Source organism: Pseudomonas azerbaijanorientalis, assembly GCF_019139795.1.
Lineage (GTDB): Bacteria > Pseudomonadota > Gammaproteobacteria > Pseudomonadales > Pseudomonadaceae > Aquipseudomonas > Aquipseudomonas laurylsulfatiphila.
In genome coordinates this window covers 2,313,503-2,327,856 of the sequence record NZ_CP077078.1, presented here as the reverse complement: position 1 = coordinate 2,327,856, position 14,354 = coordinate 2,313,503, and the positions used below count along the sequence as shown (strand labels likewise).

At 59.8% G+C, this 14,354-nt stretch carries 14 protein-coding genes and 2 pseudogenes; 3 read left to right on the top strand and 13 right to left on the bottom strand.

Going from position 1 to position 14,354, the window contains the following annotated elements; translation table 11 throughout:
* Nucleotides 1-162: 162 nt before the first annotated feature.
* A complete protein-coding gene (locus KSS91_RS10240; protein ID WP_217837822.1) occupies nt 163-408 on the bottom strand; it encodes a hypothetical protein in 246 nt (81 codons plus the stop codon).
* Between the two features lie 640 nt (nt 409-1,048).
* On the opposite strand from KSS91_RS10240, the pseudogene KSS91_RS10235 reads away from it, so the two are divergent.
* From KSS91_RS10235 to KSS91_RS10225, 3 genes and pseudogenes are all read left to right on the top strand, one after another.
* A pseudogene (locus KSS91_RS10235) lies at nt 1,049-1,255 on the top strand (hypothetical protein); the annotation flags it as partial.
* A 568-nt stretch (nt 1,256-1,823) separates the two neighbouring features.
* Nucleotides 1,824-2,003, top strand: coding sequence for a hypothetical protein (locus KSS91_RS28160; RefSeq protein WP_225923734.1), 180 nt, complete (start codon nt 1,824-1,826; stop codon nt 2,001-2,003).
* Between the two features lie 567 nt (nt 2,004-2,570).
* The gene (locus tag KSS91_RS10225) at nt 2,571-2,828 is read left to right on the top strand and encodes a hypothetical protein (RefSeq protein ID WP_217837819.1); all 258 of its coding nucleotides are present in this window, start codon (nt 2,571-2,573) and stop codon (nt 2,826-2,828) included.
* A 25-nt stretch (nt 2,829-2,853) separates the two neighbouring features.
* On the opposite strand, the pseudogene KSS91_RS10220 reads toward KSS91_RS10225, so the two are convergent.
* The 12 genes and pseudogenes from KSS91_RS10220 to KSS91_RS10165 form a co-directional block, all read right to left on the bottom strand.
* Nucleotides 2,854-3,129: pseudogene (locus tag KSS91_RS10220) on the bottom strand (phage portal protein); the annotation flags it as partial.
* Nucleotides 3,130-3,930 carry a DNA adenine methylase gene (locus KSS91_RS10215; protein WP_217837818.1) on the bottom strand — a complete coding sequence of 267 codons (801 nt, stop codon included), beginning with the start codon at nt 3,928-3,930 and terminating at the stop codon, nt 3,130-3,132.
* A gap of 201 nt (nt 3,931-4,131) precedes the next feature.
* Complete coding sequence (locus tag KSS91_RS10210; RefSeq protein WP_217837817.1) at nt 4,132-5,166, bottom strand: phage late control D family protein; 1,035 nt, start codon at nt 5,164-5,166, stop codon at nt 4,132-4,134.
* A 52-nt stretch (nt 5,167-5,218) separates the two neighbouring features.
* The gene (locus KSS91_RS10205; protein WP_217837816.1) at nt 5,219-5,425 is read right to left on the bottom strand and encodes a tail protein X; all 207 of its coding nucleotides are present in this window, start codon (nt 5,423-5,425) and stop codon (nt 5,219-5,221) included.
* Entirely contained in the window at nt 5,400-6,257 is an 858-nt protein-coding gene (locus KSS91_RS10200; protein ID WP_217837815.1) for a phage tail protein, read from the bottom strand. The genes KSS91_RS10205 and KSS91_RS10200 overlap by 26 nt, the downstream gene beginning before the upstream one ends.
* 9 nt (nt 6,258-6,266) lie before the next feature.
* Nucleotides 6,267-8,609 carry a phage tail tape measure protein gene (locus KSS91_RS10195; RefSeq protein ID WP_217837814.1) on the bottom strand — a complete coding sequence of 781 codons (2,343 nt, stop codon included), beginning with the start codon at nt 8,607-8,609 and terminating at the stop codon, nt 6,267-6,269.
* A 142-nt stretch (nt 8,610-8,751) separates the two neighbouring features.
* Nucleotides 8,752-9,060: a phage tail assembly protein gene (locus tag KSS91_RS10190; protein ID WP_217837813.1), complete on the bottom strand. Its 309-nt coding sequence runs from the start codon at nt 9,058-9,060 to the stop codon at nt 8,752-8,754.
* A gap of 11 nt (nt 9,061-9,071) precedes the next feature.
* Nucleotides 9,072-9,575: a phage major tail tube protein gene (locus KSS91_RS10185; RefSeq protein WP_217837812.1), complete on the bottom strand. Its 504-nt coding sequence runs from the start codon at nt 9,573-9,575 to the stop codon at nt 9,072-9,074.
* A 12-nt stretch (nt 9,576-9,587) separates the two neighbouring features.
* Entirely contained in the window at nt 9,588-10,751 is a 1,164-nt protein-coding gene (locus KSS91_RS10180; RefSeq protein WP_217837811.1) for a phage tail sheath subtilisin-like domain-containing protein, read from the bottom strand.
* Between the two features lie 102 nt (nt 10,752-10,853).
* Nucleotides 10,854-11,441, bottom strand: a complete 588-nt coding sequence (locus tag KSS91_RS10175) for a hypothetical protein (RefSeq protein ID WP_217837810.1) — start codon at nt 11,439-11,441, stop codon at nt 10,854-10,856.
* A complete protein-coding gene (locus KSS91_RS10170) occupies nt 11,441-13,750 on the bottom strand; it encodes a phage tail protein (protein WP_217837809.1) in 2,310 nt (769 codons plus the stop codon). Before KSS91_RS10170 ends, KSS91_RS10175 begins: the two co-directional genes overlap by 1 nt.
* On the bottom strand, nt 13,743-14,354 hold the full coding sequence (locus KSS91_RS10165; RefSeq protein ID WP_217837808.1) for a phage tail protein I: 612 nt from the start codon (nt 14,352-14,354) through the stop codon (nt 13,743-13,745). Before KSS91_RS10165 ends, KSS91_RS10170 begins: the two co-directional genes overlap by 8 nt.

Here is a 14,354-nt window from a genome sequence, read left to right as displayed (position 1 = left end):
TCCTTGAGGCCCTCATTGCTACAAGCAAATTGGCAACTTACCTGATTGTCAAATATCAAGAATACCGGCATTTCAAGCCGTATCCATATGATTGTCAGTATTAGGCCGACCGAGGCCCCTCGCACCAGGCCACAATCGGCCAGCAGCAGCTACTCCTGGTAGTTAATCGGAGGGTGGTATAAGGCTGTCGGGCGGGCGACCATCGAGACACGGCATAGGATCTGTTTCTACAGCGTAAAGCAGCAGGGCCCAAGCATCATATGCGGCCTTCTGGCGCATTGCGGCTTCATTCCATCGGGGACCTGAGACCTCTTTTGCTACCACGAGCATCATCAGGTGGTTCGTCGCGGCATCGAGGTCCAGCAAGAGATGGTGAGATTTGAACCGGAAATCATCGATATTGACCATGAATCACACATCCGGACAGGAATGGTTCGGTACTACGAACCGTTATTCCTATGACATCAGTGTGGCCAAAATACCTCGGGTTGGAAAGTAGGTAACTCAAACAAGCTCTTTGCTACCCATGATTCTCGATCAAACGGCTAGAAATCCATTGCCTAATGCCGTGACTGCGATCTTCAAAATGCTTATGGCTCCTGCTTTCCGTCTACGGATGGTACCAATGAGCTATCGAGTACCCGTTGCATTTTTCTATATGCCTCGCGCTCTCGCTCAATGGCGGCCTACCACTGCTCCCCAAATGCTTTTCCTGCTCTAACGAAAGCCATGACGACTTCCGTCGCAGCTTTCACTTCCGCACTGGCTTTAGCCAATTCTTCTTGGTCTGCTATGGGTCGCAAGACATTCGGGTATGAGCAAAGCGTGGCACAGTTTCCGGGGGTATTTCGACGTCGTAGCGTCGCCGCGGCAAGGAATTTTACTGAGTTGGAATGGCTGGGAAATAGCAGTTGCGAGAGAAATAAATCTCATTCGATACTTATCTGACGCACGCCTGAAAATCGTCGGATAAATGGCGTTTCGCGTTGAGCTTTTACCCTCCTGACCTAGGCTCAAGCCATGTGGGGAGGAGGTGCAGTCCATGCCGCGTTTCATGGGCAATAGGATCACGGCGACCGCCACGACCACGACCGGTACGGTGAACCTTGGCGCCGCCGTCCTGACGCAGACACCGACAGGCGCGCGCTGGAACATAGCGGTGACGACCGCCGGCAGTGGCCCGTCGCCTGGTGCGACGGCGACCATCAAATCGGCCTTTGGCAAAACCGTGACGGTGCCGATAAAGGCGAACTGAGCACAACCACGCGTTAGCAATGAGGGCCGCCTTGAGGCCCTCTTGCTACAAGCAAATTGACAACTTATCTGGTTGTCAAGTCTCAAGAAGACCGGCATTTCAAGCCGTAGTCCGGAGCCAGGCTTTCCATCGTCGGCAGACAAAATGACCGTTATAGGTCGGTTACAGCCCTTCGTGACAGGCAAAAGGCGGCCAGAAATAGCCTTGCTCAAAAGCCTCAAAACCAAAAAGGCTCGCACAACCGCAAACCTCTACCTGTAATCTTCCATTCCCGCGATTATCACTCTGTTTTTTTTGCTGTTGGAGAAATCGACCGGAGATCGTTGTCATATCACCTGCAGGCACAACGTTACGTTTGAAGCTGATACGGTGGACTACGGGAAAGCTTGGCCTGCTGCGTCGTGTGTTTTATTACAGAGGTGGTGAGATGAGTGTGAGACCCATGCTTGGTATGTGGGTGGTGGCTACACTTTGCTTAGTCATGTTGATGCCAGCGTCAGCGGACTACCGGCGAGGCGGACACGAAGGTGGCGAGTGGAAGGACGAGTACAGAGACGGGCCATGCAAGGTGAAGATCGAATCCAAAAACGATCAATACAAGGAAGAGGTCAAATGCCCGGATGGCCGCGGCGCCAATTGGCGTCGGGGCGAGTGGAAAGACGAATACTGGGAGCGTGGCTGCAAGGTCAAGATCGAGGCCAAGCGGGATGAGTACAAAAAAGAGGTCAAGTGCGATGGCGATGATTGATCGGTTGCTCCAGCAACGCGTGAAATGGTGAAGTAAGCGCGATTAATTTTCTCCTCTTCATTGAACATACGCCCTGTTCGCCAACTGAAAGCCGAGTTTTGTGGTGGAGAACCCATTGCCTATGAAGTTCCGGTGGGATGAATCATAAAAAACCATCCAACAAGAAACCCTGCAAGCGCTTATCCGCGACCAGGTGCTACGTATGTTGCGCACTTGGGTGTAAGGGTCAATTAATCTCGGACACTATGTTAATTTTTCTCTCGGCCTGAACTGGCGCCTCGTTTGGGGCCCTTCAGGCGAGCCTGACGGCTGGCCGGCAGCCTAATTACGGCAGCATGGGAAGCATTCGAGTGTGTTGGATATCGATACGGTTGTGGTCGTCGCAATGGTGCAGACGTGCCGATACCCCCCTAGACTGAATCACTAGTCCCCCTGACACTGGTTTACGCAGAGACCGCCACTCACTCGAAAAGGACACGTCATGGCCAGCCCTGCCCTGCTCGATGCACCGCCCGAACTCTTCGTCAAGGAATCGCTGGGCTTCGGCCTGTTCGCGGGGTGGCGCTGATGACCTTCTCCTATCGCGGTTTCGTCGACGTGGTGTTGGTCGGTGCGGACGGCAGTAACCATGTTGAGCGCTTCCCGGCCATCCTCAATGAAACCCTGCCCGGCCTGTTTGAAATGAGCACGCCGTACAGGCTGCCGGCGGCTCGCGGCTCGCACACGATCTGCATCACCGTGGACGATGGCCAGACCCTTAGCGGTGATGTCGGTTATGTCGGCGACTACGGCCTGACCTTCAGCCGACCCCGGGGTGAGGGATGATCAGCACTTACTCACTGCGTGAGGTTTATTTCCCCCCTTCAAACTCAAAGGGTTTGAAGCCAACAACCTCTTCACCCAGCCAGTCATTGACCTGCTGCAGACTCGCCTGAATCGGCTCCAACTCATTCATCGCCCAGATCTACGCCGCTTCCTTGATCGATCCGACCCCACCCGCGTTCTGCGGTACGATCACCATCAACTGCGGCTGAATCCGCAAGGCAGCCAGCATGTCGTCGCGGCTGATGTTTTTGATTGAGCCAAACTCATCCTTCGCTACCACTTCACTGACCGGTATCAGCTGTCACGTTAAAAACAGCCCTCCTAACGCTGCTGGCTCCCAGTTCATGATCACCAATTCACCGCTGACTTCAGCCTTACCCTGCCGCTGATTGGTCGTGGTGTAACGAATGTCCAGCGTCTCAAAGTGAAAGCCCTCGAACACCCGCCGGATGTCTGGGTGGTCATTGATACTGACCATTACCCTACCCTTGCAGCGGCGCATGAAGTCGGCCATGCGTTCGTAGTTCTCAAACGGAAAATCCACCCCATACCCTGCGGTCTGCCAATACGGCGGGTCCATGTAGTGGAAGGTGTGCGCCCGATCGTAGCGTTCGGCGCATTCCAGCCAAGGCAGGTTCTCCACGTAGGTGCCTGACAGGCGTTGCCACGCGGCGGAGAGGTTTTCCTCGATACGGAGCAGATTGATGGCCGGGCCGGTGGTCGCGGTGCCGAACGTCTGCCCAGACACCTTGCCGGCGAAGGCATGGTGCTGCAGATAGAAGAATCGCGCGGCGCGCTGGATGTCGGTGAGGGTTTCGACGCGGGTCATCTTCTGCCACTCGAACACCTGCCGCGAGCTGAGCGCCCACTTGAACTGGCGCACGAACTCCTCGAGGTGATTCTGCACCACGCGGTACAACGTCACCAAGTCGCCGTTGATGTCGTTGAGCACTTCAACCGGCGCAGCCTGGGGTCGCATAAAGTACAGCGCGGCGCCGCCGGCAAAGACTTCGACGTAGCATTCGTGGGGTGGAAACAGGGGAATAAGGCGATCGGCCAGGCGGCGTTTGCCGCCCATCCAAGGGATGATGGGTGAAGACATGGATAGCAAGACCTTTACTGTATAAATAAACAGGTGCTAGGCTCGCTGTGCTTTGTGCACAGAGCAGGAGCCTTGGCGGGACTTGCAGGGACAATCTGCGGGGACGGTGGCCAAGCTGGATGTTGACGCATCCAGCTTGGCCGCTCCTTTTACTTTGATTTTTGAAACTTCTGACTCGGGCCGACTCATGCGCCCGGGCGATCAATCCGGCACTTCAAGTACGACCTTCTGCGGTTTCCCTGACGCCTTGGCCTTGCCCTCCTTGCCGCCGTTGCACTCCACCGACACCATCCACCCGGACGGGGTAAAAGTGTGATCCACCGACTCCGCCAAATACTCACCATCGAGCCCACGCTTGAAGCCCTGCGCCTCGATCATGATTTCGGCAAACAGGTCAGTTCGACCCGGCAGGTCCAGACGCACCGAGGCCGTCGAGCGGTTGAACGCGGCCAGGCGTGCCTTGGCCGCTTCATCGGCCGCCGTGCGGTCCGGGTAGAGATGACGATCGGTATGCACCGGCGGCAGGCCTTCCGGCACGTTGGGGTTGTCCAGGTGCGAAATCAGCAGTTCGCCGCTGGCCGAGTCCTGGTACTGGGTGCTGACCCCTTGATGGGCGCTGCGGTCGCTCAAACGAAACTGCCAGCGGGTGACATCACTGCGTTGCAGGGTGATCATCGCCAAGGCCTTGCCACTGGCGCTCTGTCCGCCCTGTCGCGGCAAGACCAGCAGCTTGCCGTCGGCCACCTTGGCCGTGCAGTCGTGCTTCTTGGCCACCCGGGTGATGAAATTGAAGTCCGACTCATTGAGCTGATCCATGCGCGGCACCCGGGTATCGACCGGACACGATGGCTGCCAGCCATTGCGGGCCGCCACGTCACCGACGATCTCCGCCAGGCTGACATCCTCCCAACTGCCACTGCGGGTGGTTTTGCCGCTGCCGCGCATGTCGCTGGCCTTGCCGCTGATCACCAGCGTGTCCGGCGGGCCTGAGACGGCCACCTCGTCCACGGTGTAGCGGCCCATGCGCGTCAGCTCGGCGCCGGCGTAGCCGAGGTAGATTTCGATACTCGCGCCACGCACAGGCAGCGACACCGCGCCGTCGCGATCATCAATGCGCAGTTCGAACGAGTCCGAGGCCATCCCGGGCCGGTCGGCCAACTGCAGCGAGACCAGCCGATCATTGATCAAGCTGGTGATGTCGTTGCCGTCGGCGACGATGCGGAAAAGTGGTTGCATGTCGGTACCCTAGACAAGAAAAAGCCCGCACTCGGCGGGCTAGGTAACGGGATCAATCCCACAACGAAATGACGCTGTCAGTCTCGACCACCAGATCCGGCAGCGTGATCAGCACGCCGGCCCGGAACGGTTGCGGCTCATCGGCCAAGCCCTGATTGGCCGCCAGCACCGCCTCGACGCAGCGGTTCAGGTGGCCGTAATAGTGGTGGCACAGGGTATCGAGCAAATCCCCGTCAGCCGTTCTGCAGGTCATCGCCATAGCGGACAAACTCCAATGAAAAGCCCTGCTTGCGCGGGATCGCCCCGGGCAGTAAGGCGCTTTGCTCTTCTTCAATATTGGTCAAACACCAGTTGCCCAACACCTCGCCATAACCGGTAGTCAGGTTCAGTGGCAGCAGCTTGGCGCCGATGCTGCGCAGCGTATCCAGCTGCTTCAGCCCGCCTTTGAAGCTCGGGTAGATCGCGCCCTTGATTGTGATTTTTTCCTCACCCAGGCCCACCGCCTGTTGCGCCGGGCGCCGCGTCAGGCGCTCCTGCGCGGCCCAACGAAACGACGTCTGCCGCCGCAGTTCGTCAAACGCGGCGGTGTCCAGGTTGAAGTAATACGGCCGCTCATTGGCCTTGAGCGGGTAGAGAATCAGCAGGTGAGGGAATGGCTTCACCGCGTCGGGAATTGGCGTCATGTCGCCGGCAAACCACTCCGTGGGAAAAATGTTGCCCAACGCGGCATTGGCCTTGCCGGCGACTTTGTTGAATGCCGCGCCAAAGCGGGCGATCTGTTCGGTCAGGGCGGAAAAGTGCTCCTCAAACTGGGCCAGCGCGCGCTGGGTCTGGTTATAGAAACTGGCCACTTTGCCGATCTTGGCCTGCGCCGAGTTGACCGCATCCTGCAGACGCCGGGTCTTGTCGCTCAGGTCCTCACTGAGAAAGGGCAAACCTTCCAGCGCATCGGCCGCTCCGCTGATTTCATTCAGCGCGCCATTCATGGGCCCGGTCATCGACTCGAGGTCAGTGCGCCCGGCCTCCCCGGCGTCGACCATGTATTTCAACCCGCCCTGCAGGTGCTGCAGGTAAGTTTTTTCATCCGCCATTTCACGTCCTCAACCCACGTGGGGTGCATCAAACAACTGCCGGGCGCGCGCCTCCCGGGCGAAGTCGTCAAACTGACGGCGCAGGTACGGCATCAATTCCTGAACCAACTGTGCCGGGTCTTTCACATCGCCGTGCACCTGAAAAACAGGGGCCGGGGCGAAGGTGAATTGCTGATCGACCTTCGGCCATTCGGGTGTCTTAGCCGCGGTGCTCGACATCAATGCCGCCGCCGTGACCGGCGCGGCGGGCGCGCTGTCCATCGAGCGCACGACCGCGCCAACCCCCTGGCCGACGGGCATGGGAAAGAGGCCGAGCGGTGCTTTGGGTACGACCGGGGTGTCCGGTCCGCCAAACAACGCCTTGCCCATGGTCGCGCCCACGTCACCGCCGCCCATCGCCCCAAGCCAGGCACCGATCATCCCGCCCACCGCGGTACCGAGCAGCGGGATGACCGAACCGATGGCCGCGCCGGCCGCTGCACCCGCCAGGCCACCGGCCAGGCTACCCGCCGCCTCGCCGTAGCCTTCGGCCTTTTCATCACGGGTGGTGGCGTTCTGGTAAGTGTCCAGCATCTGAACGCCGGCACCGACCACCGCCAGCGCCCCGCCCACTTTCATGCCACGGGACGGCCGACTTGCGGGGCCTTTTCCCTTTCGACCTGGATCGTAATCCAGCCCGTCGTCATCGCCGTCATTCGCGTTGGTCACGAATACCCGCTGCACGATGTTGGACCGGTCACCGGCCGAACCACGGGCAATGTTCAGCAGCCCCCGACCGATCTTCAGCGTGGCCCAGGCCTTGCCCAGCACCAACGCTCCGGCAGTGAGTGCAGCCAGGCCCAGCACCACCTTGGGCGTCTCCTCGGACAAGGCGGTCAAGCCACGCGCTGCCGCGCCAATGCCAGTGGCCAACGCATCCGTCGCCGGACGCAGGGCATCCCCAATGGCCCGCAGCGAATCGTTGAACGCCTGACCGGTTTCGGCCCAGCGTTGTGACGAGGCTTCGCGCCGCTCGCTCAGGTTTTTGTCGAGAATATCCTTGCGCTGGCCGTTGGGGTCCGAGGCGTCCCTTTTCAGGTCCGCATACAGCTTTTTGTTCTGGGTGTACGCCATCAGCGCGGTCTTGACCTGCATGTCGGCAAACACGTCGCCGGTACGCAGTGTCGCGGCCAGGGCATCGGCCATCGCTTGCGCCTTGGCCGGGTCCGTCTCTTGGCTGATCTGGGTCAACCCCTGATCCAGCTGCTTGGCCTTTTTCGGGTCGGTCTTTTCCACGTACCGGCGGGCCAGTTCAAAACTGGCTTCAAAGGTCGACAGGCCCTTGGCGATGGCGGCGTTCATCGAGCCCTGATAGTCAATCCCGGCATCGGCATAACCTTTGACCGTCTCCCCTGAACCGATTTTCGCAATCCAGTTTTTCAGGTTGTTCGCCGCCTCATCGGCGCTGCCGGCGCTCTTGACCTGCACCTGCAGCATGGCGCCCAGCTGGGTCACCGCCTCCTGACCGGTGATGCCGCTGCTGGCCATCTGCGCCAACAGTTCCGGAAACCACTTGGCCATGTCGGCCGCCTCGAAGCTGCCTTGCTGGCCCAGCAACGCGACCGACGCCAAGGCCTGTTCCATTTTTTTTGGGTCGGTGATCTTAGCGTTGTTCTGCATCGCCAGAATCATCTTCGCCGTGTCGGTGCCCGACGCGCCCTGCCCGACTGCAAACTTGGCCGCCACCGGGGCGTACTTCAGCGCTTCGGTCAGATCCATGCCGCCACCGACCAACTGGTTCACCAGGTCCGCCACTTGGGTGTTGGCCATGCCGGTGTCTTTTGAGGTCTGAACGATGTCGCGGGCGGTGTCCATTTCCTGCTGGGTGTTGGCGGTACCGGACTTGATCGCGATGTCCCGGATGATCGCCTGAAAATCCGCGCTGACTTTGGTCGGTACCGCGGCCAGTGTGGTACCGGCCACCGCCGTACCGAATCCGCTGCGCAGGCTCTCCCGTCCCTCTTCGATCTGCCCCATGCCTTTGGCTTTGAACTCGGCACTGCGCACCACCTTGCCCAGCGCCAAATACTCCTGACGTAGCCGCCCGACTTCGACACCCTGCTTGCGCAAGCTGTTGGTGTTGGTTTCCAGTTTGCGCAGCAAGGCGTCGGCATTGGCCGCCCCGCTGTCGTGGGCTTTTTTCCATTCATCGCGCAGACGCATGGTCTCGCCGATGACTTTCTGCAAGCCCTTGGCGCGGGTGGTTTGCGCCTCAAGCTTTTTCATTTCGCCGCTGACGTTCTTGAAGGCGGCGCCCAGGGAGGAATCGACGGCACCGCCAATCACCAGCCCGAGCGAGAGTTTGTTCGCCATGCAGGTTACCTGTGTGCGACGGGATTAGGCTCAGTCCGTGAGCCACCAGACCATCTCGGAAAACGACAGCCTCTGAATCTCGGCCGCCGAAAAGTTCAGCTCGACGGCCAAGCGTTTGGCCAAGGCCTTTTGCAGCCGGGGGTTAAACCCCGTCATCTGCTCCCAGACGAAAATAGGCGGTCTGCAAACGACGGTAATCACGCATCAGCAGCCCCTCCAGATCCGCACGGCCGATGCTCGCCAGGCTGCAGAACAAGACCATCTCCTGCTCCTCTTCGTTGATCCCGCCCTGCAGGGTGGCGGCGCGCATCTCACGCACCGTCGGTTCGCGCAGGGTCAGTTTGTCGACCTGAATGCCGTTGGCCTGACTCGGCCGAGACAGGGCCACGGTGGCAATGCCATCACCCAGTTGCAGCCACTTGGGCAGGACGTTGTCTTTCACGTTGTTCATGGTGTTACTCCTTACATGCCCAGGGCAGACCGCACAGCGGCCAATTGGTCGTTGCCGTCAATGACGCGGATCGAGTTGAGGGGATCGATTTCAAACATCACACTGCCGTCGATTTCCAGCTTGTAATAGGTCACCGCGACGGCGTACTTGAACTCGCCTTTTTCACCCGGTTTCCAATCCCCCGGATCGACTTCTTTGAGGCTGCCACGCAGGGTGGCGACCACCGATTTAACCGAACCTTTCTGGCCTTTGAAGGCGCCCCGGAACGAAGCGTTGAACCCGGTCAGGTCGGCCTGGCCGAAGAACTTCAGCACCTCGCGGCGCACGCCATTGGTGAGGAAACTGGCTTCCAGCTTTTCCATACCCATGTCGAGTTCCACCGCCGCGTCCATGCCACCGGCGCGGTACTCGTCGGTCTTGAGGGTCAACTTGGGCAGGGTCAGGCTCGGCACATCGCCTTGCAGGCTGATACCGTCGACAAACAGGTTGGTGTTGTAGAGCACTTCCGGAATCATAAAGCGGCCTCCTTAGGCGGCGGTATCGAGCACTTCAGTGATCCACTGATCGGTCACCTCCACGCGAAAGTTCGGGTTTTCGGCCGGCGGTACGTCAGTGAACCGAATGTTCCAATACACCTTGCCGTCGCTGAGTTCGCTGGAGGTGTTCAACTCTTCGTCGGCATACACCTCGAAGTTGATGATCGCGCCCTGACTCTTCAGGTCGCGCATGAACGCCTGCAGGCCTTCGGTCACGTCCTTGACGTAGGTCGCGGTGATCGAGCGGTCGACGGCCCACTTGTGTGCGTAGAGGATGGCGTCCATGACGATGTCCAGCGTGCGCACGCGGGTGACGAACTTCCATTTCGGGTCACTGGACAGTGTGCGGTTGCCCCACAGGCGGTAGCCGTCATCGCGGATGATGGTGGTGATGTTGGCGTTATTGAGCACGTTGGCCCGGCAGGAGGGGTCGCCATCGAGAAACTCGATCGGCCGCGTGGTGCCGGTGATGCCGACAAACTCCTTGTTCGACGGCGAGGCCCAGAAGCCGTAGGTGGCATCGGTCCACGCAAACAGGCCAGCGGTCCAAGCCGAAGCCGGTGCATTGACCGTGGCACTGGTTCCGGTGTCCCAGAACTGCACGCCAGGGTCGACCATGTAGGCGTGTTTGCTGCCGAAATTTTCGGCATAGGCGATCGCGGCTTCATCGGTGGTGTTCGGCCCGTCGATAAGGGCCATGGCGCGCATCTTATCGCCCAGCGCAACCAGCTCGGTGGCCACCGCCAGCGTCGCCGAGTACCCCGGCGTCACCAACAACCGTGGCTGGGCGTTGAACTTGCTTTTACCGTTGAGCAACGCCTGCATGCCGGTACGGCTGCCGTCGGCCCACACCCCGCCGATGATCGCCGAGAGTTGTTCGGCCGGATCCTCCAGCACCGGCACGCCGACGGCGACAATCACCGCCTTGGACCGTTTGAAAATGGCCTTGCAGTCCTGGGTGATCGCGGCGTCCGGGCCCCAGGCGGCGACCGCTTCGCTTTCGCGGGTGATCAGCAGCAGTTCGTTGGCCGCCGCGGTCGCCGGCGGCCCCACGGTGAAGGTGTTGCACAGGCCGATGATCGATGCGGACGGGGTGGCGATATGCCGGGCGCCGGTGTCCACCAAGGTCACGGTGACGCCGTGGAAAAAACTCATAGAGTGATGCTCCAGAAACGAAAAAGCCTCGCATAAGCGAGGCCGTGGGGATGTGCGGTGACGTGCAGCATGGAAAAGAAAACGCCCCGGCAATGCGGGGCGTCAGGACGCGGTGTTGGTCGATCCGTCCGGCTTTAGCGGCCGTTTATCACTGACCGGAAAGTCTGGCGAAAGAGGCCAGGCCCGCAGTTCATTGCGGTAGGTGCGCCAGGCGAGTTCGGTGTTCAGCGCAGTCGGGTCAGCATCCAGATGTTTGTCGATCTCTCGGCCCGCCCAATGCAGTTCATTTTCGATCCACGATTGTTCTCGACGGCTCTGAAGCGCCAGATCGCGTGCAGCATCCAGCACCCAAACAAGACCATCCCAGATATAGGCCGCACTCGGTCGCGGCACATCAGTCAGCTCGGCCGGTAACTCACCCGGCAGCGAATGCGACACTTCGGCACCATCGGTGGTGCGGAAAACCACGCCCCGGAAGTCGGGTACGACGCCCCATGCATCCTGCTGCCATACGACCACCTGTTGCTCCGGGGCTTGTGGTGGTTCCTCCAGCGTGGCGCCCGCCGGTAAACCGCAGCCGCGACTCACATAGATATCGTGCTGTCCGAGGTATTCACCGGTGGTTTCACTGAATGTGTAAACGTCGATCCAGCCACTCTCATCAAAAAAACCATTCACTAAAGTCGTCATCAGTACATCCTGCAGATGTAGTTGTACGCCACGTTGCGCATGCGGGTTTCCGTGCTCACACGGGCGACCGCCGACGGATTGAAAATTACAGACATATTGCTCGTTGCACTGACGCGGGGTGCCGCAGGGATATCACTCGTCATGTAACCACCCGCCGTAAATACGCCGGTCGCCGTATTTACAATCAACACCGAATCATCGTCTTGCAGTCTGAGTTCACCCGTCATGTTTTGTAGCGCGTCGGTCTGAAGGCTCAACACGGCGCGCCCAGAGTCGGGGTCAATTCCACGCCCGCCATCCAGACCACGAATCGACTCGGCGCGCATGTCTGGCAGGAAGCCGCTGGGATACACGGCGGCCAATGCCGGGTACCACTCGACATTGAACGGCTGCCCCCCCATCAGAACGCATTTCTCGGGTGGCGTAGCGGTTGGCCATGGAAACGGCACGCCGACAGGGACGGCAAAGATGGAGGTAGGATCAAAATTGCTTTCAGTCCAGATCTTCCCAAAGTCGGATGCATCAACCTGTAAACCCACGTCGCTCGAGGCGGGTCGATAACCAATGTAGACCTTGTTCGACTCCTGACCTGCACCACCACCTTGCTGCACGGGAGTGAAACCCAATGCCGCCTGGTACGCCGCAGGGTCAAAGTTACTCGTGTCCCAGCCCGTTACCCACGCACTGAATACGTATCCCTCTGGGGTCTGAACACCGCCACGGGCATAGGTTGTACCGCTGTTGTAACTGGTGATTTGTTGCCAGAGGGTGTCTTGACTGACCGCAACCAGCATGGGGGAGAATTGACCACCAGCGGGAACGTTCGGTCCGGTGTTCACCCGGTAAATACCCACGGTGGTGATGGTGTTTAGATCGGTGCCTTCGGGAAGGATAATCCCCCCGTGACCGATGCCATAAGCACCCGTAAGCAATACACGGCCTGGCGTGTCATCTTGGGGGTAGATTTGTTTAACCAGATTGGTTGTGTCCCAGGTGCTTTCCCATTCGCCCCAAACACCGGCAGTCAAGGCCCGGCGGTGTAGGGTGTGGTCGGCATTCCCATAAATCTCCTGGAAGGCGTATTGACCGGGTGTAATTGCCGAGACGCGAACCCAACCCTCATAGATCCCGCCTCCTGGCCCTCCAATGCCATTGCTGATGAAATAGAGGGCCGTCTCCGCGTTCAAGCCACCGATGTCAACATCACTGACCGCATAGGCAGGCCCGCCCCAGCCGAACGCTCCGACCTTCATCAGCGCATCAGGCGTTGCATCGTGCAGATCGAGCTGCACAGCAGCGGTCGCGGCGGTGCCCAGCCCGAGGTTAGTCCGAGCCTCGACCACATCCGCAATATCGCCCAGGTTTTCGCTGACGGCCAGGGCATCGGTGATGCCGTAGCCGTCCAGGGTGGTCGGGTTGGTACCGGCGATCACACGCCCAAGGGCATCGACGGTGACACTGCGAAACGTGCCCACGCCCACTCCACTGCCGCCCGCGATCATTTCAAACTGCAAGCCGGTGGTGCCGAGGGTGATCGGCGCGTCGGTGACCAACTGCCAGAGGCTGTCGCGATTGGCGGTGCCCTCTTCCACATGGATAAACAACCCGGGGGTCACTTCCAGACTGTTGTCGGCATCGGCGGCGCGCGTCCAGCCTTCGGCGCTGACCACATAGACACCGTTGTCCTGAGCCTGGGTCTGGGCGGTCACCAGCACGCGGTCACCGACGACCACGGCCAAGTCATCAATGGTCTGCACATTGCTCAGGGTGATTGGGACCGTGGCCGCCACCCGCACCGACTGCTTGTGATCGAGCTTGTTCAGCTCTTCCTGAATCTTGGTGTCGACGTATTCGCGGGTCGCCAGGACCACCGCCGGGTCGATCTTCAGCACGATGTTCGCCGAGCTGCTGACGATGAAATTCATCCGCACGACCTGAGTTTTGCCACTGCCCTGGTCCAGCAACGGTTTATAGCTCGGCGCGCAGTTGGCCACCGCCACCAGATCACCGTCGACATCGTACAGACCGATCTCGCGAATCCATTCGCCGCCGACTTCAGGCGGAATGATCTGCTCGGTGATGACGGTGTTGGGGTTGGCCGGATCGACGCGGATCTGGTTGATCGGCGCCCGGCGCCATTCGTTGATCAACTGGGTCTGCAGGCGATCGGGTATCGGGTCGGTGCCGTTGGCATCGCCCAAGCCCATCTCGGTGAACATCCAGTCCAGGCCCATGGCGATGGCATTGGCGTGTTTGGCTTCACCGACCGCCGTGAGAATGGCAAAAAACTGACTGGTCTTATCAATCATGGGGATAAACGTCCAAAGTATCGGTTTCATCAACGCAGAGCGCCGGGCCAAAAGAGCCGGTCACGTCGATGTCTTTCGGGGCCGGCGGATACACGTCGATCTCTTCGCCTTCTTGCACGCACACGGCAATGCCCAGCACCCCCTCGGTCTGCAGGCTGAGCGCCAGGTTGGTCATGTGCCGGCTGACCGGACGGGCGTCGTCAATCAACCACGCCAGTTCCTCGTACAGTTCTTCGGTGATGCCGGCGTCATTCAGGCCCACCTCCAAGGCGAAGGTGCCGGGCACGCCTTCCGGCACGGTGTCGAACCACTCGACCACGTCGATCAGGTAGCCCAAAGGCTCGACCACCCGACGCAACGCACCGATGGTGCCTTTGCGCGCATGCACGTCGTACGCCGAACGGATTGCCGTGCGCTTGGCCTCCTGGGACCAGTTGTTGCTCCAGCGGTCCACCGACCAGGCCGAGGCCAGGTACGGCAACAGGTGTTCGGGACAGGTGTCGGCGTTGTACAAACTGCGCAGCGGAATCAACGTGTTTTCGTAGTTGGCCGCTTCCACGGCCAGCTCCAGCGGCGTGCTGTTGAGGGGTAGCTGACTGCTCAT